The organism is Flavobacterium soyae (assembly GCF_045348165.1).
GTDB classification, from domain to species: Bacteria; Bacteroidota; Bacteroidia; order Flavobacteriales; family Flavobacteriaceae; genus Flavobacterium; species Flavobacterium soyae.
The window spans coordinates 617,284-642,625 of record NZ_CP150845.1 but is presented as its reverse complement, the minus strand read 5'-3'; the positions used below and the strand labels follow the sequence as shown (position 1 = coordinate 642,625).

Annotated in this window: 21 protein-coding genes; 7 read left to right on the top strand and 14 right to left on the bottom strand. The window is 34.0% G+C overall.

The annotated features are described in order from the left end of the window. Positions 1 to 103: 103 nt before the first annotated feature. From AABD74_RS02980 to AABD74_RS02955, 6 genes are all read right to left on the bottom strand, one after another. A complete protein-coding gene (locus AABD74_RS02980) occupies positions 104 to 1,018 on the bottom strand; it encodes an alpha/beta fold hydrolase (protein ID WP_406844629.1) in 915 nt (304 codons plus the stop codon). Beyond that, on the bottom strand, positions 1,018 to 2,298 hold the full coding sequence (locus tag AABD74_RS02975; RefSeq protein ID WP_406844628.1) for an MFS transporter: 1,281 nt from the start codon (positions 2,296 to 2,298) through the stop codon (positions 1,018 to 1,020). The genes AABD74_RS02980 and AABD74_RS02975 overlap by 1 nt, the downstream gene beginning before the upstream one ends. After that, positions 2,288 to 3,988, bottom strand: coding sequence for a single-stranded-DNA-specific exonuclease RecJ (gene recJ, locus AABD74_RS02970; RefSeq protein WP_406844627.1), 1,701 nt, complete (start codon positions 3,986 to 3,988; stop codon positions 2,288 to 2,290). The genes AABD74_RS02975 and recJ overlap by 11 nt, the downstream gene beginning before the upstream one ends. A 118-nt stretch (positions 3,989 to 4,106) precedes the next feature. Then, positions 4,107 to 4,451: a HopJ type III effector protein gene (locus AABD74_RS02965; RefSeq protein WP_035681760.1), complete on the bottom strand. Its 345-nt coding sequence runs from the start codon at positions 4,449 to 4,451 to the stop codon at positions 4,107 to 4,109. Between the two features lie 167 nt (positions 4,452 to 4,618). Beyond that, positions 4,619 to 5,338 carry a 16S rRNA (cytidine(1402)-2'-O)-methyltransferase gene (gene rsmI, locus AABD74_RS02960; protein WP_232681849.1) on the bottom strand — a complete coding sequence of 240 codons (720 nt, stop codon included), beginning with the start codon at positions 5,336 to 5,338 and terminating at the stop codon, positions 4,619 to 4,621. A gap of 136 nt (positions 5,339 to 5,474) precedes the next feature. Further along, positions 5,475 to 6,455 (bottom strand): hypothetical protein, encoded by a 981-nt coding sequence (locus AABD74_RS02955; RefSeq protein ID WP_232681851.1) that lies wholly within the window; start codon positions 6,453 to 6,455, stop codon positions 5,475 to 5,477. A gap of 236 nt (positions 6,456 to 6,691) precedes the next feature. Here AABD74_RS02955 and AABD74_RS02950 point away from each other — a divergent pair, with 236 nt between their 5' ends. Together AABD74_RS02950 and AABD74_RS02945 are read left to right on the top strand one after the other, a co-directional pair. Continuing rightward, positions 6,692 to 7,282 (top strand): thymidine kinase, encoded by a 591-nt coding sequence (locus tag AABD74_RS02950; protein WP_232681872.1) that lies wholly within the window; start codon positions 6,692 to 6,694, stop codon positions 7,280 to 7,282. Positions 7,283 to 7,328: 46 nt separating this feature from the next. Continuing rightward, on the top strand, positions 7,329 to 7,748 hold the full coding sequence (locus AABD74_RS02945; protein WP_232681852.1) for a hypothetical protein: 420 nt from the start codon (positions 7,329 to 7,331) through the stop codon (positions 7,746 to 7,748). 319 nt (positions 7,749 to 8,067) lie between these two features. On the opposite strand, the gene rpoN is transcribed toward AABD74_RS02945, so the two are convergent. The 4 genes from rpoN to AABD74_RS02925 form a co-directional block, all read right to left on the bottom strand. Continuing rightward, entirely contained in the window at positions 8,068 to 9,528 is a 1,461-nt protein-coding gene (gene rpoN, locus AABD74_RS02940; protein ID WP_232681853.1) for an RNA polymerase factor sigma-54, read from the bottom strand. 126 nt (positions 9,529 to 9,654) lie between these two features. Beyond that, complete coding sequence (locus tag AABD74_RS02935) at positions 9,655 to 10,050, bottom strand: GxxExxY protein (RefSeq protein ID WP_232681854.1); 396 nt, start codon at positions 10,048 to 10,050, stop codon at positions 9,655 to 9,657. Positions 10,051 to 10,250: 200 nt separating this feature from the next. Beyond that, a complete protein-coding gene (gene asnS, locus AABD74_RS02930) occupies positions 10,251 to 11,696 on the bottom strand; it encodes an asparagine--tRNA ligase (protein WP_406844626.1) in 1,446 nt (481 codons plus the stop codon). A 403-nt stretch (positions 11,697 to 12,099) separates the two neighbouring features. Further along, positions 12,100 to 14,466, bottom strand: a complete 2,367-nt coding sequence (locus AABD74_RS02925) for an RND family transporter (protein WP_406844625.1) — start codon at positions 14,464 to 14,466, stop codon at positions 12,100 to 12,102. Between the two features lie 181 nt (positions 14,467 to 14,647). Here AABD74_RS02925 and AABD74_RS02920 point away from each other — a divergent pair, with 181 nt between their 5' ends. The 4 genes from AABD74_RS02920 to AABD74_RS02905 all read left to right on the top strand — a co-directional run bounded on the left by AABD74_RS02920 (position 14,648) and on the right by AABD74_RS02905 (position 19,072). After that, positions 14,648 to 14,977, top strand: a complete 330-nt coding sequence (locus AABD74_RS02920) for a multidrug efflux SMR transporter (RefSeq protein ID WP_180856891.1) — start codon at positions 14,648 to 14,650, stop codon at positions 14,975 to 14,977. A gap of 155 nt (positions 14,978 to 15,132) precedes the next feature. Then, positions 15,133 to 15,894 carry a sensor histidine kinase gene (locus AABD74_RS02915; RefSeq protein ID WP_406844624.1) on the top strand — a complete coding sequence of 254 codons (762 nt, stop codon included), beginning with the start codon at positions 15,133 to 15,135 and terminating at the stop codon, positions 15,892 to 15,894. Next, complete coding sequence (locus AABD74_RS02910; RefSeq protein ID WP_406844623.1) at positions 15,857 to 16,576, top strand: LytR/AlgR family response regulator transcription factor; 720 nt, start codon at positions 15,857 to 15,859, stop codon at positions 16,574 to 16,576. The genes AABD74_RS02915 and AABD74_RS02910 overlap by 38 nt, the downstream gene beginning before the upstream one ends. A gap of 225 nt (positions 16,577 to 16,801) precedes the next feature. Beyond that, positions 16,802 to 19,072: a cation:proton antiporter gene (locus AABD74_RS02905; RefSeq protein WP_232681859.1), complete on the top strand. Its 2,271-nt coding sequence runs from the start codon at positions 16,802 to 16,804 to the stop codon at positions 19,070 to 19,072. Positions 19,073 to 19,435: 363 nt separating this feature from the next. Here AABD74_RS02905 and AABD74_RS02900 read toward each other — a convergent pair whose 3' ends face one another. From AABD74_RS02900 to pyrH, 3 genes are all read right to left on the bottom strand, one after another. Then, on the bottom strand, positions 19,436 to 21,931 hold the full coding sequence (locus AABD74_RS02900; protein ID WP_406844622.1) for a DUF5686 family protein: 2,496 nt from the start codon (positions 21,929 to 21,931) through the stop codon (positions 19,436 to 19,438). A gap of 117 nt (positions 21,932 to 22,048) precedes the next feature. Further along, positions 22,049 to 22,612, bottom strand: a complete 564-nt coding sequence (frr, locus tag AABD74_RS02895; RefSeq protein ID WP_232681862.1) for a ribosome recycling factor — start codon at positions 22,610 to 22,612, stop codon at positions 22,049 to 22,051. Between the two features lie 151 nt (positions 22,613 to 22,763). Then, complete coding sequence (gene pyrH / locus AABD74_RS02890) at positions 22,764 to 23,471, bottom strand: UMP kinase (protein ID WP_053472459.1); 708 nt, start codon at positions 23,469 to 23,471, stop codon at positions 22,764 to 22,766. 190 nt (positions 23,472 to 23,661) lie between these two features. On the opposite strand from pyrH, the gene AABD74_RS02885 reads away from it, so the two are divergent. Then, positions 23,662 to 24,279 carry a thioredoxin family protein gene (locus tag AABD74_RS02885; protein WP_232681863.1) on the top strand — a complete coding sequence of 206 codons (618 nt, stop codon included), beginning with the start codon at positions 23,662 to 23,664 and terminating at the stop codon, positions 24,277 to 24,279. Between the two features lie 366 nt (positions 24,280 to 24,645). Here the strand turns inward: AABD74_RS02885 and truB are convergent, their stop codons facing one another. Beyond that, positions 24,646 to 25,341: a tRNA pseudouridine(55) synthase TruB gene (gene truB, locus AABD74_RS02880; RefSeq protein ID WP_232681864.1), complete on the bottom strand. Its 696-nt coding sequence runs from the start codon at positions 25,339 to 25,341 to the stop codon at positions 24,646 to 24,648. Position 25,342: the final 1 nt, after the last annotated feature.

Genomic DNA, 25,342 nt, shown 5'->3' with positions numbered 1-25,342 from the left:
TAAAAATGAAAAAATATTGAACCATATAAGTGATATAAGGTAATTTAAGTTCGCCTTCAATTTTTTATTAAATGAACTTATATCACTTATATGGTTTAAAAAACTATCTAAGCCATTTTTTAATATTGGAAATGAATTCAATTTGTTGATCAACAAAAAGATAATGTGAGCAATTGTCTAACAATGCGAAGTGATCTTTGCCCGCCAGGTTTTTAATTGAAGTAATTTGCGCCGAAGAGAAAATACCGTCTTCTTTTCCATAAATAGCGAAAATTGGAACTCCTGTGGCTTTAATTTTTTTTAAAAAAGGTCTGCTGTCGATGTTATTTTGCTTTTCGTTTTGATAAAAAAGCAAAGGCGCATTTTTGTTCCGAATGTTGGTTTTGAAAAATTCTCCGGCTTCATAATCGGCATATAATTTTTTTGAAGCTTTTGTTGGTTTTGGCATTTTAAAATAATTTTCATCACTTGCCAAGTCAAAACAATGTTTCCTATATCCAGCGGAATTTTTGTCGAGTTTTTCTACGTAAGCTATTTTATTCAGCGTTTTAGAATCGCCGTAGTGGATTTTCTTTACAGAATTTAAAATATGATCGTAAGTTTCCTGCTGAGAAAATAAAGCCCCGGCTAAAACCAAAGCGCTTACATTCTGCGGATATTTATTGGTATAAAGTGTAGCAACTAAACCGCCAAAACTGTGGCTAAGTAAAACTGCTTTCTTTAAATGGTATTTTTTATAGATTGAATTTAAATCCTGAAAAGCTTCTTCATAAGTAAATTTTGCATCAGGATCTGCAGATCTTCCTTCACCTCTTCGATCGTATGCAATAACATAAAAACCTTTATCAGCCAGATTTTGAGCTGTTGTTCCTTCAAATAAAGCTGCGTTGCCGCTTGGACCTCCGTGAATGAAAATTATGGGTTCATTGTTTTCGTTTCCGTATGTTTTGATATAAAGATTTTGCCCATTCATTAAAATGGATTTAATTAAAAAGATAATCAATAGTAATTGTTTCATTACTCCTGATTATGATGGTCCTCCATATCTTTATGCAGATCTAAGTTTCTAAAGGTAGGAGATATAAAACCAAAGCCTAAAACGGTCAAAAGTGTAATGCTTCCTCCAAAAACTACTGAGGTAACAGTTCCCATCAATTTAGCAGTTGCGCCACTTTCAAAGGCACCTAATTCATTAGAAGATCCAACAAAAATCGAATTTACAGCACCAACACGCCCACGCATATGGTCGGGAGTTTTAAGCTGTAAAATCGTCTGGCGAATTACTACAGAAATTCCATCAGCAAGTCCGCTTAAAAATAAAGCGAAAACAGAAAGCCAGAACGACGTAGAAAGACCAAATAAGATGATCGATAATCCGAAAACAAATATGGCGACTAAAAGTTTCTTTCCTGCATTTTTATATAAGGGCACATAAGCAGAAACGAGCATTGTAATAAAAGATCCAACTGCAGGCGCGGCTCTTAATATTCCAAATCCTTCAGAACCAACTTTTAAAATATCCTGCGCAAAAATGGGCAATAGCGCTACAGCGCCTCCAAAAAGTACAGCAATCATGTCAAGCGATAAGGCACCTAAAACAATTTGATTTTTAAAAACAAAAGTCAAACCTTCTGTAAGACTGTCTTTTATCGATTCTCCAATCTTTGGATTTATGATTGGTTTTGTACTGATTTGTGATAAAGCTACTAATGAAAGAAGAGAAAATCCGAAAACCAGACACATTGACCAGTGAACGCCAATCCAGTTAATGGAAAATCCAGCCAGTGCCGGGCCCATCACAGCTCCGATCTGCCAAACCGAACTACTCCAGGTGGCAGCATTTGGGTATGCCTTTTTAGGAATAATTAAGGATAATAGAGAGAAAATAGTTGGTCCAAGAAAAGCTCTAACTAATCCGCCCAAAAAAACTAAAGCATAAATGGAATATAAAATAACAGTTGGGGACCAATCACCAATAACTTTTGGCCAGGTCAGTAAAAACAATCCAAAACTAATTATCGAAAATCCCAAAATACATTTTACCAGTAATCCCTTCTTTTCTTTTTGGTCAACAATATGTCCGGCAAATAAAGCCATACCAACGGCAGGAATAACTTCCATTAAACCAATAATTCCTAACGAAAGCGGGTTTTTAGTTAAACTGTAAACCTCCCATTCTATTATGATAAACTGCATTGCCCAGGCAAAAACCATAGCAAAACGCAATAATAAAAATACGTTGAATTCTCTGTAACGAAGTGCCTGATAGGGATCAGGTTTGTTTGATTTAGTTGTCATTTGTTCTAATGTCTTTCAGCATAAGCTGTGTTGAAATAGTTCCGTTCCATTCGTTTTCTGCAATTGTATAAGCCAATTGAAACAGATTTTGATTTTGCGCTATATTAAGTTTTTTTCCGAGCCCGAAGCCAATGGCAGCAATTCCGTCGGAATTAGATTGTTTAACGAAAAGCCTTAAATGTTCTTCTTCAGCGCCCAAAGTTTTGGCATAACCCGTATCTTTTATATCCGAAGTCATAAAAACCGGCGTCATATTCTGCGGACCAAAAGGCTCAAATTGTTTTAAAATCCGGATGAGTTTTGGAGTTATATCTGAGAAATTTATTTTGGCATCAATTTCAATTTCCGGAGTTCGCATTTCCGGTAAAATAGTTGCAGATACCTGTTTTTCAAAAGCTTCTTTAAAAGCCGGATAGTTCTCAGCTTTTAAAGTCATTCCTGCTGCGTACATATGACCTCCAAATTGTTCCAAATGTTCTGCGCACGCGTCTAATGCATTATAAACATCAAATCCTTTTACAGATCGGGCAGAGGCGGCATATTTGTCTCCGCTTTTAGTAAAAACCAAAGTCGGGCGATAATAGGTTTCAATTAATCTCGAGGCCACAATCCCGATAACACCTTTGTGCCAGTCTTCCTGAAAAACAACAGTAGAATAACGTTCTTCTTCTTTGTTTTCCAGAATTTGCTGAAACGCTTCTTTGGTGATTTTTTTATCTAAATCTTTTCGGTCTGCGTTGTATTGTTCAATTTCTGAAGCGAATTGCTGCGCTTGTTCAAAATCAAATTCAGTTAATAATTCAACTGCATGATTTCCATGTTTGATTCTCCCGGCAGCATTAATTCGGGGAGAAATAATAAAAACAACGTCGGTAATATCTAAAACTTTCTTTTTTACCTGATGCACCAAAGCTTTAATTCCGGGTCTTGGTTCGCCATTAATTACCTTCAAACCAAAATAAGCCAGAACACGATTTTCTCCCGTAATCGGAACAATGTCTGCAGCAATTGCCGTAGCAACTAAATCCAGATATGGAACCAAATCTTGAATAGTTTCATTTCGGTTTTGTCCCAAAGCCTGAATCAGTTTAAAACCAACGCCGCAGCCGCATAATTCGTCATAAGGATACGAACAGTCTTCTCTTTTTGGATCTAAAATCGCAACCGCATCCGGAAGAAATTCTCCAGGTCTGTGGTGGTCACAAATAATGAAATCTATGTTTTTTGCTTTCGCGTAAGCAATATGATCGATTGATTTTATTCCGCAGTCGAGCGCGATAATCAATGAAATTCCATTATCGTCTGCATAGTCAATTCCTTTATACGAAATACCATAACCTTCGTCATAGCGATCTGGTATGTAAGTTGTAATATGGGAATAATGCGATTTTAAATAGGAAGAAACCAGAGAAACGGCTGTTGTTCCGTCAACATCATAATCGCCAAAAACTAATATGTTTTCCTGATTTTCAATTGCCTGTTCTATTCGGGCAACGGCTTTGTCCATATCCTTCATCAAGTATGGATCGTGAAGATGTTCTAATGACGGTCGAAAGAAATTTTTGGCATCTTCAAATGTTTCAATACCACGCTGAATTAAAAGTGCTGCTACAAAATCTTCTACATTTAGGGCTTGCGCCAAATGTTTGATTTTATTTTCAGAAGGTTTTTGTTTTATGGTCCAACGCATAATTGATTTTAGATTTTAGAGTGTTGATATTAGATTTTTGATTTGCTATAGATGATCTTAAAGTACTTGATTTTAAGATCTGAAATCAAAAATCGTTAATCAAAAATCTTAAATAGAATTATTTTGCTTCTAAAGCGTTTCCTTCAAACTTAATTCCGTCCCAGCCTAAGTTGATGAAATTTCTAATATTTTGGTGATTCGTTCCGTTTGGATCTCCTAAAACTTCTTCAAAATAGAAAGCTCCAAAACACGCCAAGGTTTCTTCTTTGCTTAAGTTTTGCAGTTTTGCGAATGAAAATAATTTACAAGAACCTGAATTTTCTCCGGCAGCATTATGCTGTGTCCCGTTTTGAAAAGCGGTTGGTGTAAAGTTGTAATTTTCTTCGATTACTGCAATAGTTTCTGGAAATGTTATTTGAGTTGGAGTTTGTTTTACTTTTTCTAAAAAGGCTTGAATGCTCATGATTGTTATTTATTGTTTTTTGCCACAGATTAAAAGGATTAAAAAGGATTTTTTTGCCACGAATTTCGCGAATTAGCACGAATTGAATTAGTGGAAATTAGTGTAATTCGTGACAGCCTTATTCTTAATCTGTGTTAATCCTTTTAATCTGTGGCTGAAATAATTATTTATTCTTCTTCGTCCTTCGAAAACTTACTTTTCTTAGGTTCTTTTGTTATTGTTTTTCCGGCAACGACTACTACAATTTCGCCTCGCGGCGCGGTTTTTTCAAAATGTGCTAAAACTTCTTTCGCCGTTCCACGTACATTTTCTTCGTGTAATTTTGATAATTCTCTCGAAACGCAGACTTGTCTGTCTTCTCCAAAATATTGAATAAATTCGGCTAATGTTTTAACGAGTTTATGCGGAGAAACATATAAAATCATCGTTCGGGTTTCTTCGGCTAAAGCCAAAAATCGAGTCTGACGTCCTTTTTTATCAGGTAGAAAACCCTCAAAAATAAATTTATCATTTGGAAGTCCGCTGTTTACAAGTGCTGGAACAAAAGCCGTTGCGCCCGGAAGACATTCTACTTCAATTTTATTTTCGACACAAGCACGAGTTAACAAAAATCCCGGATCTGAAATTGCCGGAGTTCCTGCATCAGAAATTAAAGCGATGGTTTCGCCTGCTTTCAAACGCGCAATTAAATTTTCGGTTGTTTTGTGCTCGTTGTGCATATGATGGCTGTGCATGTGCGTGCCAATTTCAAAATGCTTCAGGAGTTTTCCGCTTGTTCGGGTATCCTCAGCCAAAATCAAATCGACTTCTTTCAAAACCCGAATGGCTCTAAAAGTCATGTCTTCAAGATTGCCAATTGGCGTTGGAACGATATATAATTTTGACATATTTTTATATTATAACACGAATTTACTTCGTCTGTTCGCTTTCGCTCGAGTCACTAATTGACACAGATTACAAGTGCTTTTAAAAAATTTCACAAAGAAAAAATTAGTGTTAATTCGTGTAATCTGTGTTTTATTTTTAAGCGAATTTTTTCTCAATAATTCCAAGAAAACGTTCTGCGTAATCGTCTTTTCCTTCCCAATTATTATAATCCGGTTTTACCATGTTTTCGATGAAATCCTTTGCTTCGGCATAAGAATCAAAAGTTAGTAATTGGTTTAAAACACGGCTATAATCTTCTGTGCTGTTTCCAAAAAGATTTTTTGTAAAAGCGATTCTATCGTTCAAATCAATATGGAAACCTTTTGCTAATTTTTCGTTTAAAGAAACTGATTTTGGTTCTTTTGGAGTTTCTAAAACTGGAATTTCAAAATTCTTTTTCTCTTTTAAATCATTGTTTAAAGAAGAAACAGGTTCGAAACTGTCCACTTTTACAAATTGCGCATCGGCATAATTGATTCCGAAATCTTCAAATGCAATTGGAATGGGCGCTGCTTTTGATTCTGTTTTTGGTTCTTCTTTAGCCTCCTCTTTTATTTCTTCTGTGTCTAATTCAAAAATAGGTTTGAAATCCGGAATTGGTTTTAAATTGTTTACAGTCGTAAACGAAAGTTCTTCGATATTATTTTCAGGTTCTGTTTTTTCAATTTCTTTAACAACTTCTGGTTCTGTTATTGGTTCTTCGGTAGTTTCTTCAACAGGTTCAGGAGTTTTTTCTTCAGGAATTTCTGCAGTTATTTCTTCAGCAATTACTGGTTCTGGGGTTTCTTCTGCTTTAATTTCTTTAAAAAGAGCTGGAGTTTCGATTACAGTTTCCGCTGGAATTATTTTTTCAGAAACGGCTTCTTTTTCAAAAATAGTTTCAATTTCAGAGCTTATTTCGCTGTGGCTGATTGTTGGTTTTGCTTCATCGAAATTTTCATCTACAAATTTTAAAATCGCTAATTTCTCATATAATTTCTGAGTTTCAAGATATAATTGATTGATATCGGATTTGTTTTTAAGTTTTAAAATTCGATGTGCAATGCTGATTAAATCGGCTTCCAATTTTTTTTTCATAACTGTTGAAATTATAGTGAATAAGGTATTTTAGTGTATTTGGTGTCTGAATGTCTTTAATTCTTAAGGAAATCTGATAGATATTTTTTTATTTCTGTTAATAAGCGTCTGCCAATCTCCGATTTGATAAAAATTTTCTACTTTTGAAAAAATGTAAAACAGTACATTTTTACGTCGATTTATTACCAGTACAAAGTAATAAAAACTATTCATTTTTAAAGGCAGAAAAATACAAAATGTTTCTCGAAAATACAGTAAATCACAAAGAACAATTTGGTTGGATTGAAGTTATTTGTGGATCAATGTTTTCGGGTAAAACCGAGGAATTAATCCGCAGATTAAAACGCGCCCAGTTTGCCAAACAAAGAGTCGAAATCTTCAAACCCGCTATTGATACCCGTTATCATGACGAAATGGTGGTATCGCACGATGCCAACGAAATTCGTTCTACGCCGGTTCCGGCTGCAGCCAATATTGCTATTTTAGCTCAAGGCTGTGACGTTATTGGTATTGACGAAGCTCAGTTTTTTGATGATGAAATTGTTACAGTTTGTAATGATCTTGCCAATCAGGGAATTCGCGTGATAGTTGCAGGACTTGATATGGATTTTAAAGGGAATCCGTTTGGGCCAATGCCGGCACTTATGGCAACTGCCGAATATGTAACGAAAGTTCACGCCGTTTGTACCAGAACCGGAAACCTTGCCAATTATAGTTTCCGTAAAACGGATAATGATAAACTGGTAATGCTTGGTGAAACCGAAGAATATGAGCCGCTGAGCCGTGCTGCCTATTTTAAAGCAATGAAAAAAAATCAGGAAAAATAATCTAAATTCTATTTAACTTTAATAACCAATACAAGAAAAGCAAAATATGAGAAAACAAAATATCTTACTATTAGTTGTGATTGGAATTGCGGTTGCTTTGGCTGTTTTTTTTCAATTTTTTCTTTCTGAAAAAGCGGATGAGGTAAATACAGAAATTACAGAATTAATTGAAAAATATAATAAAAGCTGTCCGTTAAAAATTCAGGAAGGTATTCGTTTAGACAGCGTTAGCTTACATGAAGAAAGAGTCGTTCAGTATAATTTAACATTGCTGAATGTAGAAAAAGAAACGGCTGAAATTAATGTTATACAGGGCGAAATTGAGAAAAGCCTTTTAAGTACAGCAAAAGCAAATCCGGGACTTCAGGTTTTTAGAGATAATGATTATACTTTGAATTATAGTTACAGTGATAAAAAGAAAGTGTTTTTGTTTGATGTGAAGATTTTACCAGACGAATATAAATAATTTAACGTTTGTAAAATGTTGTTAAACCCGACAGGTTTTAAAAACCTGTCGGGTTTTTCGTTTAGAAAAAATCATTCCGTAGGAATGTTTGGTCGGTAGAATTTTTAATTGGATTTAGATACACGTTCCGTAGGAACGTTTGATTGTGGTTCGAGATATTTATTGATGATTACAAGTGTCCCTACAGGACACAACCTAAATAACACCATTTTTTTTCTACCAACGAGATATTCCTACGGAATAAAAAATAGAATAATTAATAAAAACGAAACCCGACAGGTTTTTAAAACCTGTCGGGTTTGATATGATATATAGAAAATTAAATTTTCTTTCTCATTCTCGCAACCGGAATATCAAGCTGCTCGCGGTATTTCGCAATAGTTCTTCTCGCAATTGGGTAACCTTTTTCTTTTAAGATTTCTGCCAATTGATCGTCTGGAAGCGGTTTCTTTTTATCTTCTTCTTCAATTGTATTCTTCAAAATCTTTTTGATTTCTAAAGTCGAAACATCTTCACCCTGATCATTTTTCATCGCTTCAGAGAAAAATTCTTTAATCAGTTTTGTCCCGTATGGTGTTTCCACATATTTACTGTTAGCAACACGCGAAATCGTCGAAATATCCAAACCAACCATATCTGCAATGTCTTTTAAGATCATTGGTTTTAGTTTCGTTTCGTCGCCGTCTAAGAAAAATTCTTCCTGATAATGCATAATCGCATTCATAGTTACAAAAAGCGTTTCCTGACGCTGTCTAATTGCATCGATAAACCATTTAGCTGAATCCAGTTTTTGTTTGATAAACTGAACCGCATCTTTTTGTGCCGTCGATTTATCACGAGAATCTTTATACGTCTGCATCATTTCCTGATAATCTTTAGAAACGTGCAGGGAAGGGGCATTTCGTCCGTTTAAAGTCAGTTCTAATTCGCCGTCCACAATTCTGATAGCAAAATCAGGAACCACATTTTCAGTTACTTTATTGTTTCCTGTAAAAGAACCGCCCGGTTTTGGGTTTAGTCTCTCAATTTCATGAATCGCTTTTTTAAGCTGTTCGTTCGAAACGCTGTATTTCTGTAATAATTTATCGTAATGTTTCTTCGTAAAAGCATCAAACTGATTTTCGATAATATCAATCGCTAAATCAACATATTCGGTTGGCGTTTTATGCTTCAATTGTAATAACAAACATTCTTGTAAATCGCGTGCTCCAACTCCCGAAGGTTCTAGTTCGTGAATTACAGTCATCATTTTTTCGACCATTGCTTCATCAGTATAAATTCCCTGAGTAAAAGCCATATCGTCTACAATATCCGGAACGCTCCTGCGAATGTACCCCATATCATCAATACTTCCAACAAGGAATTCAGCGATTTCACGTTCTTCATCATTCAAAATAAAAGTATTGAGCTGATTGATTAAATCCTGATGAAAACTAATTGGCGAAGCAAAAGGTGTTTCGCGTTCTTCATCATCACTATAATTGTTAACCTGAGTTTTATAATCTGGAGTATCGTCGTCGCTTAAGTATTCGTCAATATTGATGTCATCTGCTTCGATTCTGTCAGATTCTGCATCATCATAATCGTCGTAGTCTTCATTTGCGAATTCATCCGCTTCGTATTCTTCTTCTTTACCCGCTTCAAGAGCCGGATTTTCGTTCATTTCTTCTAATAAACGCTGTTCAAAAGCTTGCGTAGGCAATTGAATTAACTTCATCAGCTGAATTTGCTGTGGAGATAATTTTTGGGATAATTTTAAATTTAAAAATTGCTTTAGCATGATAAGGCACTACTTTTTTTAGCCACTAAGACGCGAAGGCGCAAAGTTTTTTATTTGTTTTTTGTTTCTTGCCACAAAGGCATTAATACACAAAGTTTTTTTGCTTTCTTATATTTCTATGAAGACTTAAAATACTCTTTTTGTATTTATAAATCTTCTGATACCGCTCTTTATCAACGGAACATTGAAATTAATTAAAAAGCCTAAATCTTTATTCAGCAATTTTAACTGACTTATAATTTGTGCTTCCCAAACTGGATTTATTTGTTCAACCGCTTTTATTTCTATAATTATAGAATCTTCAATTAGTAAATCTAATCGTAATCCTTCGCTAAATTCAATTCCATCATAAAAGATTGGAACATCAACTTGACGTTTTACATCAAGACCAGCTTTAACAATTTCGTGAGCTAAACAAACTTCGTAAACTCTTTCTAATAATCCGGGTCCAAGTTGTTTATGAACCTTAAATGCCGAGTTTACAATTATTTTTCCAATTTCTTCCGTTCTTTCAGAGAGCATATTTTTTTTGGGTTTTGCTACGAAGGCGCAAAGGCACAAAGTTTTTGTTTTGAAAGTTTTTGAATCTTCATCAAACAATAAAATAATACTTTGAGATTTTGTGTCTTCGTGGTATTATTTTAATTTATTTGTGTCTTTAATCAGTTATTTAAAAATAAACTTAGCGTCTTTGTGCCTTTGTGGCAAAATAACCGTACGTCTTAGAATTCCGCACTTCCAGGAGTTCTTGGGAAAGGAATTACGTCTCTAATGTTTGTCATTCCTGTTACAAACAATACCAAACGTTCAAAACCTAAACCGAAACCTGCGTGAGTGGCAGAACCAAATCTTCTGGTGTCTAAATACCAGTATAATTCTTCTTCGTCGATTTCCAGAGCTTTCATTTTTTCAACTAAAACATCGTAACGCTCTTCTCTTTCAGAACCACCAACGATTTCTCCAATTCCAGGGAAAAGAATATCCATTGCACGCACTGTTTCTCTTCCTGGCTCTGTATTGTCGTTCAAACGCATGTAAAACGCTTTAATGTTTGCTGGGTAATCGTATAAAATTACCGGACATTTAAAGTGTTTTTCAACTAAATAACGTTCGTGTTCAGATTGTAAGTCAGCTCCCCATTCTTCAATGATATATTGGAACTTTTTCTTTTTATTTGGAGTTGAATCTCTTAAAATGTCAATTGCTTCCGTATAAGAAACACGTTTGAAGTTGTTCTCTAATACGAAGTTCAATTTCTCTAACAAAGCCATTTCGCTTCTTTCTGCTTGTGGTTTTGATTTTTCTTCTTCAAGAAGTCTTCCTTCTAAGAATTTCAAATCATCTTTACAATTGTCTAAAGCATATTTAATTACATACTGAATAAAATCTTCAGCCAAATCCATATTGTCATCAAGATCGTTGAAAGCAACTTCCGGCTCGATCATCCAGAACTCTGCCAAGTGACGAGAAGTGTTTGAATTCTCCGCTCTAAAAGTTGGTCCAAAAGTATATATCTGACCCAAAGCCATAGCGAAAGTTTCACCTTCTAACTGTCCAGAAACCGTTAAGTTTGTATGTTTTCCAAAGAAATCTTTTTTGAAATCAATGTTTCCTTCTTCATTTTTTGGAAGATTATCTAATGGTAAAGATGTTACCTGAAACATTTCTCCAGCACCTTCAGCGTCAGCTCCGGTAATGATTGGCGTATTTACGTAAACAAAACCTTTGTCTTGAAAATATTTATGAACCGCATAAGACAATACCGAACGTACACGCATAATCGCACCAAAAGCATTTGTACGTACGCGTAAGTGAGCGTTTTCACGTAAAAATTCTAAAGAGTGTTTTTTAGGCTGCATTGGGAATTTCTCAGCATCAGAATCTCCAAGAATTTCAAGTTTGTTCACCTGAATTTCGTATTTCTGACCCGCACCTTTACTTTCAACCAAAGTTCCAATTACAGAAACCGCAGCTCCAGTCGTGATTCTTTTTAAAATCTCTTCCGGTGTATTTTCAAAATCAACAACACATTGTATATTATTAATGGTAGAACCGTCATTAAGCGCGATGAACTGATTATTTCTAAAAGTTCTCACCCATCCTTTTGCATTCACTTCCTGTAGCGTCGTCGTACTGTTTAATAAGTCTTTAACCTTTGTGTGTTTCATTTTAATTTTAGATTTTAGATTGCTGATTTTAGTTTAAAATAAAATCAGTGTTTTTTATATCGAATTGCAAATATAAACGATAATAATTAATTTTTGAAGCTGTTTCCTGCTATCCGCTATATCTTTTTCTTGCTAAAGGAGCAAGAAAAAGGATGCCGCTTCTATCAGGGCTAGGGCATTCGGTTTCAAAAGAAGTAATTTCTCTTATTTTTGTCATTTCGACGAAGGAGAAATCACACGAGTATTTCCGTAAAGTAAGTCGCCAATCTTTGTCGATTTCCGAGTGCGATTCCTCGTTCCTCGGAATGACAAACTGTGGGTTATCTTTGTCAAGTTCAAAACTTTGACAAAGATTTATGTTTTTTAAATTTGTTTTAATTCGTGAAATTAGTGGCAAAAAAAACTACTTCTCCAAATTCTCCAATTCCTCTTTCTTAGTTTTCTTCTTCTCAAAAGTCAAAACCAGCGAAGGCAGTACAACTAAATTCGCAAACATTGCAAAAGCCAAAGTACAAGAAATTAATCCTCCAAGAGCAATAGTTCCGCTAAAGCTTGATAATGTGAAAGTCGCAAAACCTAAAATCAAAACAACCGATGTATAGAAAGTACTGATTCCAGTTTCTCTTAAAGCACTAAAAACCGATTTTTTAACTTTTCCGCCGCTTTGAAGCAAGTCATGTCTGTATTTCGCCATAAACTGAATCGCATTATCAACTGAAATTCCAAAGGCGATACTGAATACTAAAATCGTTGAAGGTTTTAACGGAATCCCGAAATAACCCATCAATCCCGATGTAATGCAAAGCGGTAAAATATTCGTAATTACCGAAGCCATTACCATTTTAAAAGATCGGAATAAATACAAAATCAGAACCGCGATTGTGAAAATTGCAAAGATTAATGACTCAATTAAGTTTTCAACCAAATATGAAGTTCCTTTCTGGAAAACCAATGCTTTTCCGGTTACGGTAACTTCAAAACGATCTTTTGGGAAAATTTCATCAATTTTACTGTGAAGTTTTTTCTCTACTTTAGCCATTTCATCCGTTCCAATATCTTTCATGAAAGTTGTGATTCGGGCATATTGTCCAGTCGAATCAACATAAGCTTTCATTAGGTTTTCTTTGCTGTTTTTGGTTGCATTTTTAGCATAGCTCAAAATAAAAGTCTGCTCCTGTGAAGTTGGCAATTGGTAATATTCCGGATTTCCGTTATAGAAAGCCTGTTTAGAATATTTAACCAAATTCACTATTGAAACTGGTTTTGCCAATTCTGGAATTTCAGCAATTGTATTTTGCAGTTCATCCATTTTACGGATTGTCGAAGCCTTCATAACACCTTTTTTCTTTTTGGTGTCAATCATGATTTCAAGCGGCATAACTCCGTTAAATTCTTTTTCGTAAAATAAGATATCTTTAAAGAAAGAAGCGCTTTTTGGCATTTCACCAATCAAACTTCCTGAAACTTTCATTTGTGAAACTCCAATTACGCTGAAAACCAAAAATAAACCGTAAACAATATAAACGTATCGACGTTTTGTTTTAACTACATCTTCGACCACATTTAATAAAGTCGAAATGTAAGTTTTAGTCAAATGGTATAAATGTTTTTCTTTTGGCAATGGCATAAAACTGTATACAATTGGCACAATAAAAAGTGTCAATAAATAAACAGAAATTACGTTGATTGAAGTTACTAAACCAAATTCAAAAAGCAGATCATTTCCGGTAATCATAAACGTAGCAAAACCAATCGCAGTCGTTAAATTCGTCATTAAAGTCGAAACCCCAATTTTTGAAATTACACGCTGCAGCGCCTTAGCCTGATTATTATGTAATTTAATTTCCTGCTGATATTTATTGATCAGGAAAATACAGTTTGTGATTCCGATAACGATAATCAGCGGTGGAATAATTGCGGTTAAAATCGTGATTTTATAACCAAATAACCCAAGTGTTCCAAAAGACCAGATTACGCCAACAATTAAAATACAAATTGAAATAAAAGTTGCTCTGAAAGAACGAAAAAAGAAAAAGAAAATCAATGAAACAGTCAATAAAGCCGCACCGATAAAAAGACCAATTTCGCCTTTCATATCCGCTGCATTGATCGTTCTGATGTATGGCATACCTGAAACTTTAAGATCAATTCCGGTTGTTTTTTCGAATTTATCGATTTTTGGAACCAGATTTTCAAGTATAAAAGTTTTTCTTTCAGCAGTATTTACCAGTTTTTTATTGATGTAAATTGCAGAGCGAACACTTCCGCTTTCTTTATTGAATAATAATCCTTCGTAAAAAGGTAAATTATGGAATAAATCGTGCTGAACGCTTTTTAAATAAACAGGATCTAAAACTTTACTTTGATCGATAAATGGCGTTAAAACGAATTTTTCATTAACGGTATCTTTCTCCAGTTTTTTTAAATCGTTTAATGAAACAACTAAATCAACTTCTTTAGATTTTTTTAAACTTGTCATTAACTCATTCCAGGCAGCATAATTCTTTGGAGTAAAAAAGTTTTTATCCTGAAAACCAATTACGACCAGGTTTCCTTCCTCACCAAACTTGTCTAAGAACTTTTGATATTCTTTGTTTGCGATATGATCTTTTGGAAGCAGGTTTGCTTCAGTATAAGTCATAGCAAGGTTTTTCCATTGGTAACCAAGGAAAATAGTTAAAGCAGAAAGGATGACCAGAATTGTGATTCTGTTTTTAAGTATGATTCGGGCTAATTTTTCCCAGAACCCAACTTTAATAGCGTTTTTCATAAAATCTTTAAAAATGGTTGCAAATGTAGTGAAAACTGCTCAAAATCATAAACAAACGATTGTATTTTACTTAATGTTAACACAAATCTACAGGTTATGATTTTGCAATAAATTTCTTTCTTTTTGCTGTTTAGTCGTTAGCTTTTCTCATATTTGCAATTAATTTAAAAATGAAAAGAAAATGAATTGGATTTTATTGATTATTGCCGGACTGTTTGAAGTTGGATTTGCATCATGTCTGGGAAAAGCGAAAGAAACAACAGGAATTACATCAACTTATTGGATGGCTGGATTTTTTGTGTGTCTTTCAATCAGTATGATTTTATTGTATAAGGCAACACAAACTTTACCAATTGGAACTGCTTATGCTGTCTGGACAGGAATTGGGGCAGTTGGAACCGTTTTAGTTGGAATTTTTATTTTTAAAGAACCGGCGGCTTTCTGGAGAATATTTTTCCTTACAACATTAATTGCTTCAATTATTGGGTTGAAATTCGTTTCAAGTCACTAAAAAATGATATTTGCCCACGGGTTAAGCGGATGAAACGGGTTTACGCAGGTTTTTTTTAAGATTTGATTATCCATTATGTAAAAAATAAAAATCTGTGTAAACCAGTTCAATCAGTAAAATCAGTAGGCAAAAAAAACTTTAACCAATCTTAAACAATGCAGGAAAACAATACCACAACTTTTATATTTCTAGCCATTCTTTTACTGTTAATTATCATAATTTGTTTTATGATCTATCAATTAATGCAGGCAAAAAAGGAGAAGGATAATGCCGAAAAAAGCTTTTATGCGCTTGAAGCAAAAGTAAACGACTTGCAGTTAGAAAATTTAGAGTCAAAGTTAAATCCGCATTTATTTAAGAATATTTTAAATTCGATTCAGTCGCACGCCTATCAAACTTATTTTGCTCTGGATAAACTGGCCAATGTCCTGGATTATATTTTATACGAAAGCAAAAAGAAATTCGTAACCGCAAAAGAAGAAATAAACTTTGCGCTGAATTTAATAGAAATCAATAAAATCAAAATCAGCCCGCTTTTTGAGTTGAAGATTAAAACTAATATCAACGAAGAGGATAAATTGTACGATCAGCCTTTACTGGCGCCTTTGATTTCGATTGATTTAATAGAAAATGCCTTTAAACATGCCGACCTTCAAAGTGCCGATGCTTTTATTTCGGTAGTTTTTGAATTTAAGGACAACGCTTTCTTTATGACGGTTTCTAATAAAATCTCAGATAAAAAAGTATTAAAAAAAGAGCGAAGCGGTTTTGGCCACGCAACTTTAGAACACCGTCTGCGCATTATTTACAAGAATAACTTTAAACTTGATAAATTTGTAGAAAACGATGTTTATATTGCTCATCTAAAAATAGATTTACTTGAATACAAAACTGAAATGCTTGCTTCTGGACGATGAGCTTCCGGGATTAACGTACTTAAAAATGCTTTGCGAACAAATTCCTGAACTGGAAATTGTAAAGACGTTTAATAATCCGCAGAAACTTTTGTCTGATATTCCCGAACTCGAATTTGATTTGTTAATATCAGATATCGAAATGCCGGGAATGGACGGGCTTCATCTTGCCGAAATGCTCAATGATAAATTAGTGATTTTTTGTACCGCATATAAAGAATATGCCGCCGATGCTTTTAATATCGATGCAGTAGATTATATCACAAAACCTGTAAAACTGGAACGTTTGCAAAAAGCAGTCTCAAAAGCTTTAGAACGTTTTGAAAAACCGGATACAGCTAAAAAATTCATTCAGTTAAATACAGATAGAGGAAAAACACTGCTTTATTTTAATCAGATTCAATACATCAAAACGGCTGTAAGTGACAGCCGCGACAAAACGGTTTTACTTGCCGATGGAAGTTTTTTGAATTTGAAAAATGTAAAATTCGATACACTTTTAAACGAATTGCCCGAAGCCGATTTCTGCCGAATAAACAAAAAAGAAATCATTGCCGTAAAAGCGATAAAATTCTTCAACCACAACGAAATTGTGCTGCATCATATTGAAGAAAACAATAAAAATACAACCTTACTTTTAAGTGAAACCTACCGTTCTGATTTCTTGAAAAAGGTAAAATTATAAGATTATTTCATAGCTCAACATTATGTCATCCTGAGCGAAGTCGAAGCCCTTTTCAGTTTCATAAGCCTTCGACTTCGCTCAGGATGACAATGCTTTTTAGATGTTGTTATTAACTTATTACAAAGTTTTTCAGTCTTGTTACATAGATTGAAAATTAACTGTAAATTTACTTTATCACTTTGCTGTCAGTCCTGATATTTGCGGCAATAATTAAAAGAACGAGTTATGAATAACATTAAGAACTCTTTATTCTATGTTACAATTATTGGAGGATTTACAGCTCTGATATATTGGATAATTTCAAAAGGGGCATCATTAGAAGCTGGACAGAATATTGTTAAAAAACAAATTGTAAGTAATCATTGGAATGATTTTCTTCATTCAATGGTCGAAAACTTACAGCACCCGCTGGCTATTTTGCTGGCGCAGATTGTGACTATTATTTTAGTAGCACGTTTATTTGGATGGTTTTTCAGAAAAATTGGGCAGCCTTCTGTAATTGGCGAAATGGTTGCCGGGATTGTTCTTGGCCCGTCTTTAGTAGGAATGTATTTTCCTGAGTTCTCGGCAGCTTTATTCCCAAAAGAATCTTTAGGAAACTTACAATTTTTAAGTCAGATTGGTTTAATCCTTTTCATGTTTGTTATTGGTATGGAACTGGATTTGAAAGTGTTGAAAAACAAAGCACATGATGCCGTAGTTATTAGTCACGCCAGTATCGTTATTCCGTTTGCATTAGGACTGGCTTTGGCTTATTTCATTTATCAGACTTTTGCTCCAAAAGGGGTTGAATTCTCTTCTTTCGGATTATTTATGGGAATCGCCATGAGTATTACCGCTTTTCCGGTTTTGGCCAGAATTGTCCAGGAGCGGGGAATGCAGAAAACAAAACTCGGAACTATTGCCATAACCTGCGCCGCTGCAGATGATATTACTGCCTGGTGTATTTTGGCAGTTGTAATTGCAATTGTAAAAGCAGGTTCGCTTTCAAGTTCATTATATGTAATTGGTTTAGCAATTTTATATGTAATTATAATGTTGAAAATCGTTCGCCCGTTCCTGAAACGTGTCGGAGATTTAAATTCAACTCGTGAAAGTTTAAATAAACCAGTAGTTGCTATTTTCTTTTTAACACTTTTATTTTCGGCGTATGCTGCAGAATTAATCGGAATTCACGCTTTATTCGGAGCTTTCTTAGCAGGAGCAATAATGCCTGAAAACAATAAATTCAGAAATATATTTATCGAAAAGGTAGAAGATGTTTCGATAATTGTGTTGTTGCCATTGTTCTTTGTATTTACAGGTTTGCGTACCCAAATAGGTTTGTTAAACGATCCTGCTTTATGGAAAATCACGGGATTAATTATTGCAGTTGCCGTAGTTGGAAAATTCTTTGGAAGCGCATTAGCAGCAAAATTTGTTGGACAAAGCTGGAAAGACAGTTTAGCTATTGGGGCTTTAATGAATACAAGAGGTTTAATGGAACTTGTTGTTTTAAATATTGGTTACGATCTTGGAGTATTGTCTACAGAGATTTTTACCATGATGGTAATTATGGCATTGCTGACTACTTTTATGACGGGGCCGGCTTTAGACTTCATCGGATTTGTTTTTAAAGATAAAATCACAGCTATTCCGCAGGAAATAGGAAATAAAAGTAAATACAAAATACTGCTTTCATTTGGTACTCCTGAAAGAGGAAAAAAACTTTTACAGATTGCCAATAGTCTGGTTAAAAAGCAGCAGGATAATTCGATCGTAACGGCGATGCATTTGTCTTTAAGTACAGAAATACATTCGTTTGATATAAAAGAACACGAACGTAAAATGTTAGTTCCGGTTATTGATGAGTCTCATAAACTGAATCAAAACATGGTAAGTCTGTTTAAAGTCTCTAATGATATTGATACTGATATTATTGATGCGGCAAACCAAGGCGAATATGATTTGTTACTGGTTGGTTTGGGACAGTCTATTTTTGATGGAACCTTACTGGGAAAAATTCTTGGTTTTACAACCCGAATTGTAAATCCCGATCGTTTAATTGACAAGTTTACCGGAAAAGAAGGTTTGTTTGAAAATAACCCTTTTGATGAAAGAACACGACATATTATAGCAAAAACCAAAATGCCGGTTGGTATTTTTATCGATAAAAATCTTGAAGAAGTGGATCAGGTTTTTATGCCGATTTTTAGCAGAGAAGATGCTTTTCTAATTGATTATGCTAAAAAATTAATCAATAATAACGGTTCGCAGATTACAGTTCTTGATGCCGGCGGAGAGGTAAAAAACACACGCGATATTCAGGAAACTATCCGATCTATCGAACAGATTGCTCCAAATCATATTATGATTATGCATGACAGAACAATTAAAAAAGATTTTCTGGACAGCCAAAGCTTGATGATTATAAGTTTAGACAGCTGGAAAAAATTGATTGAATCTCAAAGTACATGGCTGAATAATACACCTTCAGTTTTGATTTTCAAACCATAGTTAGTTTTAAAATTTTAATATTTAAAATTCCAAATTCCAATTTATGATTGGGGTTTGGGATTTTTTTTAAGCTTTTTTTGTCATTTCGAGGAACGAGAAATCGCACTAGTGAATCGACAAAGATTGACGACAAACTTTGCGTGGTTTCTTGTGCGATTTCTCCCTTCGGTCGAAATGACAAACTTTGTGTATAATTAAAACTTTGAGATTTACTTTGCGGAGTTACAAGACCATCCTTCGACTTCGCTCAGGAAGACAAAAAAGCGAGAACCTTTGCGTTCTCATCAAAATTTATTTCTTAAAAAAAACCTTAGCGGCCTTTGCGAAAAACCTTAGCGTTCTTTGTAAATCCTCAATCAAAATCTAAAGCCCCAAATCAAGAACATAAGAAATCTTAACCGCAATATTATCATCAAATTCAGGTAATTGATTTGGGCCATAACGATAGAATCCGCCGAGACCAAAACCTTTGTAGATTTTATTTAATTCGATTCCCGATTCAAAGAATCCTTTGTCAAGCGTTTTATAAGTTGGGCCAACGTGCTGTTCGGGTTTTTCCATATTTCCCCACGCCATTCTGGTAACCAGTACTAATGAAGGACGTACTTTTTTCATGATGTTAATTCTTTCAAAACCATGTTTGATCTGGAAGAACACATATTGACTTGAGAAAAACTCATTAAAAAACATGGTTTCAAAACTGTTTCTTCCGGCAAAAGTAATACGCTGGATAATGGTTTCTTTGGTAAGGTTGTTAGGCATGGTGTTATACAAATGCGTAAGCGGAACATCGCCTATTGCATAACCGCCTTGTAAAAGCAGACTCGTTTTTTGACCATTTAGGTATTTCTTTTCGTACTCCGTTTTAAAATCTATTTTTCCAAAATTAAAATCATTATCTAAAACATTTGGCAGCGATTGGGTGTACTGAAAAGTAAATCTAGGGAATCTTTTATCCGATTCAGTTCTTCCGGTTGGAGTCTGCATAAAATCACTGAAAGGTGCCCAAACAATAGAAACCATTGCAGTTGTCATAATAAAACTTGAATATAACTGACCGTTGTAATTAAAAAGATAATCGAACTTAGGTTCAACATACGTTCTGGCTAGTTCAACAACAGCTTCTGTCTTCGGAATAATTTTTGTCTGAACATTTGCTTTCCAGCTAGTGTATTTGTAAAAAGTACTAATGTTGATAGGCCTCGGATCATAAATTTTAAAAACACGTTTATCAACAGCAAAAACGGTACTCGCAATTTCCCGAACATCATCTGTATAAGATCCGTTTAACCAGGTGTTCGTGTTTTGGTCTAACAAAACACCGGCGCCCAAATTATATTTAACAACACCGTCTTTTGTGCCATAAGCCGTATACCCTTCAATTCTAAAATCTTTAGAAAATTTATCATTTGTTACGCCTCCAAGACCTAAACGAAAACCTTCGTAATTATTATAACTGATTATTTTTTTTAAATCAAGATCAACCGGACCAATCGGAATGTATCCATTGATGATTTTTCGACCCAATCCTAAACGTTTTTCAATTCTTCGGCTTACAGAGAGGCTGTCTAATAATTGATATGTTTTCTGGCTTTTTTGATCTAAAGCTTCTTTACGGTACTGATTCCAGAATCCCTCCGGTTTTTTGCTTGCATCGTCTTTAATTTCAATATAAAGAGATGGGTTTTTTATTGGAGTTTCGGTATTGTAATGAATATCAAAATTATTACTTTCAGAAAGTAAATAGGTAAAATCTGAAGCGGCTTTTTTTCTCGGTTCAAAATCTTCGGAAACATCTCCATCAAACTGAATCGTTCCGCCTAAAATTTTAATATCGTCATCATTTTTTCCTTTTACAATTTTAAAAGTCGTATTGCTTTGAAACCATACTTTTTCATTCGGGACATAATCAAACTCATGAATGCCGCTGATATCTAAAACGCCTTTTATGCGCATTACAGCTTTTGCAACAGCAAAATTTTGCGAGTCGATATACAAAACACCTTCTAAACCCGATGTCTTTCTTTTGTGTTTATTTTTAAAGTAAATCATAAAAGTTTCACGGCCTTTTATGTTTACAGTATCCAGCAATTTGTAATTGTATGTTGCAGGAGCAGTATTCGAAATAGGGTTTTCGTACTTAGTTTCAAAAAGCTCGTATTTATTATCGTAAATAGATATCGACTGTAAATTGAAAGCAATAACTTCGTAAATAGGGTTTTTAAAACCGGCTATTTTGGTTCCTAGAACCGTTTCTTTAAGTTTGTTGTTTCCAAACTGATATTGCGATACTTTCTCGGTTTGAAACAAATGCTGCCTGCTTATTATTTCTTTAAATTTATAATCAGATGAATCGATGTTGATTTTCTTTTTATTGAAATCTTTATAAACGGCAGATGAATCTATTCTCCCGTCAATCGAATCAGGGTTGGCAGTAACAATTAGTTTATTGTACGTTTTGTACTCAAAACTGCTTAATTTTTTCTGCGGATTGTTATTGTTTTTATTCGCAATAACTTTTTTGATAATCGTTAAAGCCGGATTTTCATTAGAAACAATAACTTCTTTTAAATCATCTGTTTTTTGAGATAAGGAAACAGTATAAAACTTTTTGTTCTCTAGTAAAGCGATAATTTTAGTTTGAAAACCAATATAAGAAACCGTAAAAGTTCCTGATTCTGCAATAGTTTTAAAAATAAACTTTCCGTCAACATCTGTTATTGTATTACTGTTGTCAGAAGTGGTGATAGTGGCAAAGGGAAGTGGCTTGTTGTTTGAATCGGTTACGATTCCGCTTATTTGAAATTGCGCCTGAATACTAAGCGTAAAAAATAAAGTCAAAAAACAAAATAGCCTCATAGAGAATTATATAGATTCAAAAACGGAAAGAATTCAATTTTGGTATGCAAAAATAAGAATAAAAAAATCCGTCTGATAATTTTACCAGACGGATTTTTGAATTTCAGTATCAAATACTTAAACCTTCATGATTTCAGCTTCTTTTGCTGCCAATAATTCGTCAATTTTTTTAATAAAAGTATTTGTTAAGTTTTGAACTTCTTCTTCTGCAGATTTACAGATGTCTTCTGAAGTTCCTTCTTTTTCTAATTTTTTAATATCAGTATTTGCATCTTTACGAGAGTTACGAATACCAATTTTTGCATCTTCAGCTTCAGATTTTGCTTGTTTAGCCAAATCACGACGACGTTCTTCTGTTAAAGGCGGAACACTGATGATGATAACATCTCCATTATTCATTGGGTTAAAACCAATATTAGCAATCAAAATTGCTTTTTCAATGGCTTGTAACATGTTTTTTTCGAAAGGCTGCAAAGTAATTGTTCTTGCATCAGGAACACTGATTTTTGACACTTGAGAAAGTGGCGTTGCAGATCCGTAATAATCAACAAAAACACCTCCAAGCATTGCCGGAGAAGCTTTTCCTGCACGAATGTTTAGAAATTCTTTTTCTAAGTGTGCAATCGAACCGTTCATAGATTCTTCAGTACTTTCTAATATAAAATCGATTTCTTCAGTCATTTTTTTTAGATTTTTAGATTTTTAGAAGGTTAGATTTTTAGACTTAAAAACGTATTCTTCTAATTTGCTAACGATGTTGTTTTATTTTTTGAAATTGCTTTTGAGAATTATAAAGATGTTATTAATCTAATCTTCTAATAATCTAAGCAGTCTAAATATTTACTACAGTTCCGATGTTTTCTCCTTCGCAGATTTTTAAAAGGTTTCCAATTTTGTTCATATCAAAAACAACAATTGGCAGTTTATTTTCCTGGCTTAAAGTAAAAGCCGTTGTATCCATTACATTTAGTCCTTTTTTAAGAACATCATCAAATGAAATAAAATCAAATTTTACAGCCGAAGCATTTTTCTCAGGATCAGAATCGTAAACACCATCAACGCGGGTTCCTTTTAAGATCACATCAGCATTGATTTCGATTCCTCTTAAAACCGCTGCAGTATCTGTTGTAAAATATGGATTTCCTGTTCCGGCACCAAAAATTACAATTCTTCCTTTTTCTAAGTGACGATCTGCTCTTCTTTTAATATAAGGTTCTGCAATAGATTCCATTTTTAAAGCAGTCTGCAAACGCGTTTTCATTCCTTTGTCTTCAAGTGCGCCCTGCAAAGCCATTCCGTTAATAACAGTAGCAAGCATTCCCATATAATCACCTTGTACTCTGTCCATTCCAGCGCTCGCACCGGCAACGCCTCTAAAAATATTTCCTCCTCCAATAACGATAGCAATTTCTACTCCTTTTGCATGAATCTGCTTAATTTCATCTGCATATTCGGCTAATCTTTTAGGGTCAATTCCGTATTGTAAATCACCCATTAAGGCCTCGCCGCTAAGTTTTAGAAGAATTCTTTTATATTTCATATTTTGTGTTGCGTTAATTTGTGCAAATATAGACATATTCTGATTTTTAAAAATAATGTTGATAAAAAATTAATTGTACTTAAGATTTAATTTTATAACGACTTTTTTGATTTTTTCTTTCGAATGTGATAAAAGTCATTCAAGGTTCTTTTTAAAATCCGTAATTTTATAGTAAGCAAAATAAACTTCTATGAAAAGTATTGTAGCCAAAGCATTATTCAACAGTCATTCTTATGCTGAATATCGAAAAATAGTTACCGATTTATTATCTGAAGGAAAATCAACCGGAAGTGAGCAGTCTGATAGTTTAACTAATTATTCTAAGTTAAATGAAGCAAGAATGAACCGACTGGAAAAGACAATGACAATTTCTGAAGATGTTATTTCAAAATTGCAGCATTTGGATAATCACTATATCTGGCTTGTAATTTCTGAAGGCTGGTGTGGTGATGCGGCGCAGATTCTTCCAATTTTAGATAAAATGGCACATGTGTCTGATAAAAAGATCGATCTTCGAATTGTTTTTCGTGATGAAAACGACGAATTGATGAATCAATATTTAACAAATGGCGGAAGAGCAATTCCAAAAGTTATTGTGATTTGTAAAGAGGCCGGAATTGTTCGTACAGATTGGGGACCAAGACCTAAAGGCGCAACAGAATTAATGGACAATTATAAAAGAGACGTTGGCGTAATTGACGAAAAAATTAAAACAGATTTGCAATTATGGTATCTCGCAGATAAAGGAATTTCTGTGCAGCAAGAGCTGATTGAAATTATGGAAAATATCAAATATAACCGATTATAACAAGAGATTGGTTTTGTAATAAATGTCTGAATTTATTTAAGGGTAATGTGTTGATAACAAATGGAATAATGTTTTTAAAAAATATAGAAAAATATTTTTTTTAATACAAAATTTTGTATCTTGCTGTCATAATCCCACTTCTATTATATATTTTTTGATTTACTCTTTTTATTGGTGTCTATTTTACTAACGGTTAAAAAATGCACTATTATGAAAAAGTTATTCGAAAGGTTTTATGATTATTTTTCAACATTCTTGTTTGGAGGAAAAAATGTTCCTCACTATTGATTTAAAATCAAGCATGGTGTAACATTATCTTAGGAGTAGGCACATTACAGATATTTTATATGTAATGTGCTTCTTGTTTTATGAAGTAAGACTTTCTTCAAACAACGTAATATCAATTGCATTTTTTACATCATAATCGCCAATCTTCGTTCGGCGTAAAACAGTTAAATGCGAACCTGAATTCATTGCTTTTCCAAAATCGTAAGCAAGAGAACGAATATAAGTTCCTTTACTGCAAACTACTCTAAAATCAATTTCAGGCAAAGCTATTCGTGTAATTTCAAATTCGTGAATAGTAGTTTTTCTACTTTCAATTTCTATAGATTCGCCGGCACGTGCATGTTCATATAAACGAACACCATCTTTTTTAATAGCCGAAAAAATAGGCGGTTTTTGATCGATTTCGCCTAAAAATTGTTTCACTGTTTCGTGAATTAAAGTTTCGTTGATATGTTCCGTTGGATAAGTCTGATCGATTTCGGTTTCTAAATCATACGATGGGGTAGTGGCTCCAATATAAAATGTTCCCGTATATTCTTTTGCCTGACCCTGAAGTTCAGAAATTTTTTTGGTAAATTTTCCGGTGCAGATTAATAAAAGCCCGGATGCTAACGGATCTAAAGTTCCGGCATGGCCAATTTTGAATTTTTTTGGAAGCCCGACTTTATTAATTAAAAGATATTTTAATTTATTGACTGCTTGAAACGAACTCCATTTTAAAGGTTTATCTATTAATAAAACCTGTCCGTTTAAATATTCTTCAGGTGTTTTCAAA

What these genes read in the sequence shown, in the direction of transcription:
- AABD74_RS02975 (WP_406844628.1), bottom strand. Translation starts at nt 2,298, where the DNA reads ATGACAACTAAATCAAACAAACCTGATCCCTATCAGGCACTTCGTTAC.
- AABD74_RS02905 (WP_232681859.1), top strand. Translation starts at nt 16,802, where the DNA reads ATGAATAACATTAAGAACTCTTTATTCTATGTTACAATTATTGGAGGA.
- asnS (WP_406844626.1), bottom strand. Translation starts at nt 11,696, where the DNA reads ATGAAACACACAAAGGTTAAAGACTTATTAAACAGTACGACGACGCTA.
- pyrH (WP_053472459.1), bottom strand. Translation starts at nt 23,471, where the DNA reads ATGAAATATAAAAGAATTCTTCTAAAACTTAGCGGCGAGGCCTTAATG.
- AABD74_RS02900 (WP_406844622.1), bottom strand. Translation starts at nt 21,931, where the DNA reads ATGAGGCTATTTTGTTTTTTGACTTTATTTTTTACGCTTAGTATTCAG.
- AABD74_RS02925 (WP_406844625.1), bottom strand. Translation starts at nt 14,466, where the DNA reads ATGAAAAACGCTATTAAAGTTGGGTTCTGGGAAAAATTAGCCCGAATC.
- rsmI (WP_232681849.1), bottom strand. Translation starts at nt 5,338, where the DNA reads ATGTCAAAATTATATATCGTTCCAACGCCAATTGGCAATCTTGAAGAC.
- AABD74_RS02885 (WP_232681863.1), top strand. Translation starts at nt 23,662, where the DNA reads ATGAAAAGTATTGTAGCCAAAGCATTATTCAACAGTCATTCTTATGCT.
- AABD74_RS02920 (WP_180856891.1), top strand. Translation starts at nt 14,648, where the DNA reads ATGAATTGGATTTTATTGATTATTGCCGGACTGTTTGAAGTTGGATTT.
- recJ (WP_406844627.1), bottom strand. Translation starts at nt 3,988, where the DNA reads ATGCGTTGGACCATAAAACAAAAACCTTCTGAAAATAAAATCAAACAT.
- AABD74_RS02950 (WP_232681872.1), top strand. Translation starts at nt 6,692, where the DNA reads ATGTTTCTCGAAAATACAGTAAATCACAAAGAACAATTTGGTTGGATT.
- AABD74_RS02965 (WP_035681760.1), bottom strand. Translation starts at nt 4,451, where the DNA reads ATGAGCATTCAAGCCTTTTTAGAAAAAGTAAAACAAACTCCAACTCAA.
- AABD74_RS02915 (WP_406844624.1), top strand. Translation starts at nt 15,133, where the DNA reads ATGCAGGAAAACAATACCACAACTTTTATATTTCTAGCCATTCTTTTA.
- frr (WP_232681862.1), bottom strand. Translation starts at nt 22,612, where the DNA reads ATGACTGAAGAAATCGATTTTATATTAGAAAGTACTGAAGAATCTATG.
- AABD74_RS02955 (WP_232681851.1), bottom strand. Translation starts at nt 6,455, where the DNA reads ATGAAAAAAAAATTGGAAGCCGATTTAATCAGCATTGCACATCGAATT.
- rpoN (WP_232681853.1), bottom strand. Translation starts at nt 9,528, where the DNA reads ATGCTAAAGCAATTTTTAAATTTAAAATTATCCCAAAAATTATCTCCA.
- AABD74_RS02945 (WP_232681852.1), top strand. Translation starts at nt 7,329, where the DNA reads ATGAGAAAACAAAATATCTTACTATTAGTTGTGATTGGAATTGCGGTT.
- AABD74_RS02935 (WP_232681854.1), bottom strand. Translation starts at nt 10,050, where the DNA reads ATGCTCTCTGAAAGAACGGAAGAAATTGGAAAAATAATTGTAAACTCG.
- AABD74_RS02980 (WP_406844629.1), bottom strand. Translation starts at nt 1,018, where the DNA reads ATGAAACAATTACTATTGATTATCTTTTTAATTAAATCCATTTTAATG.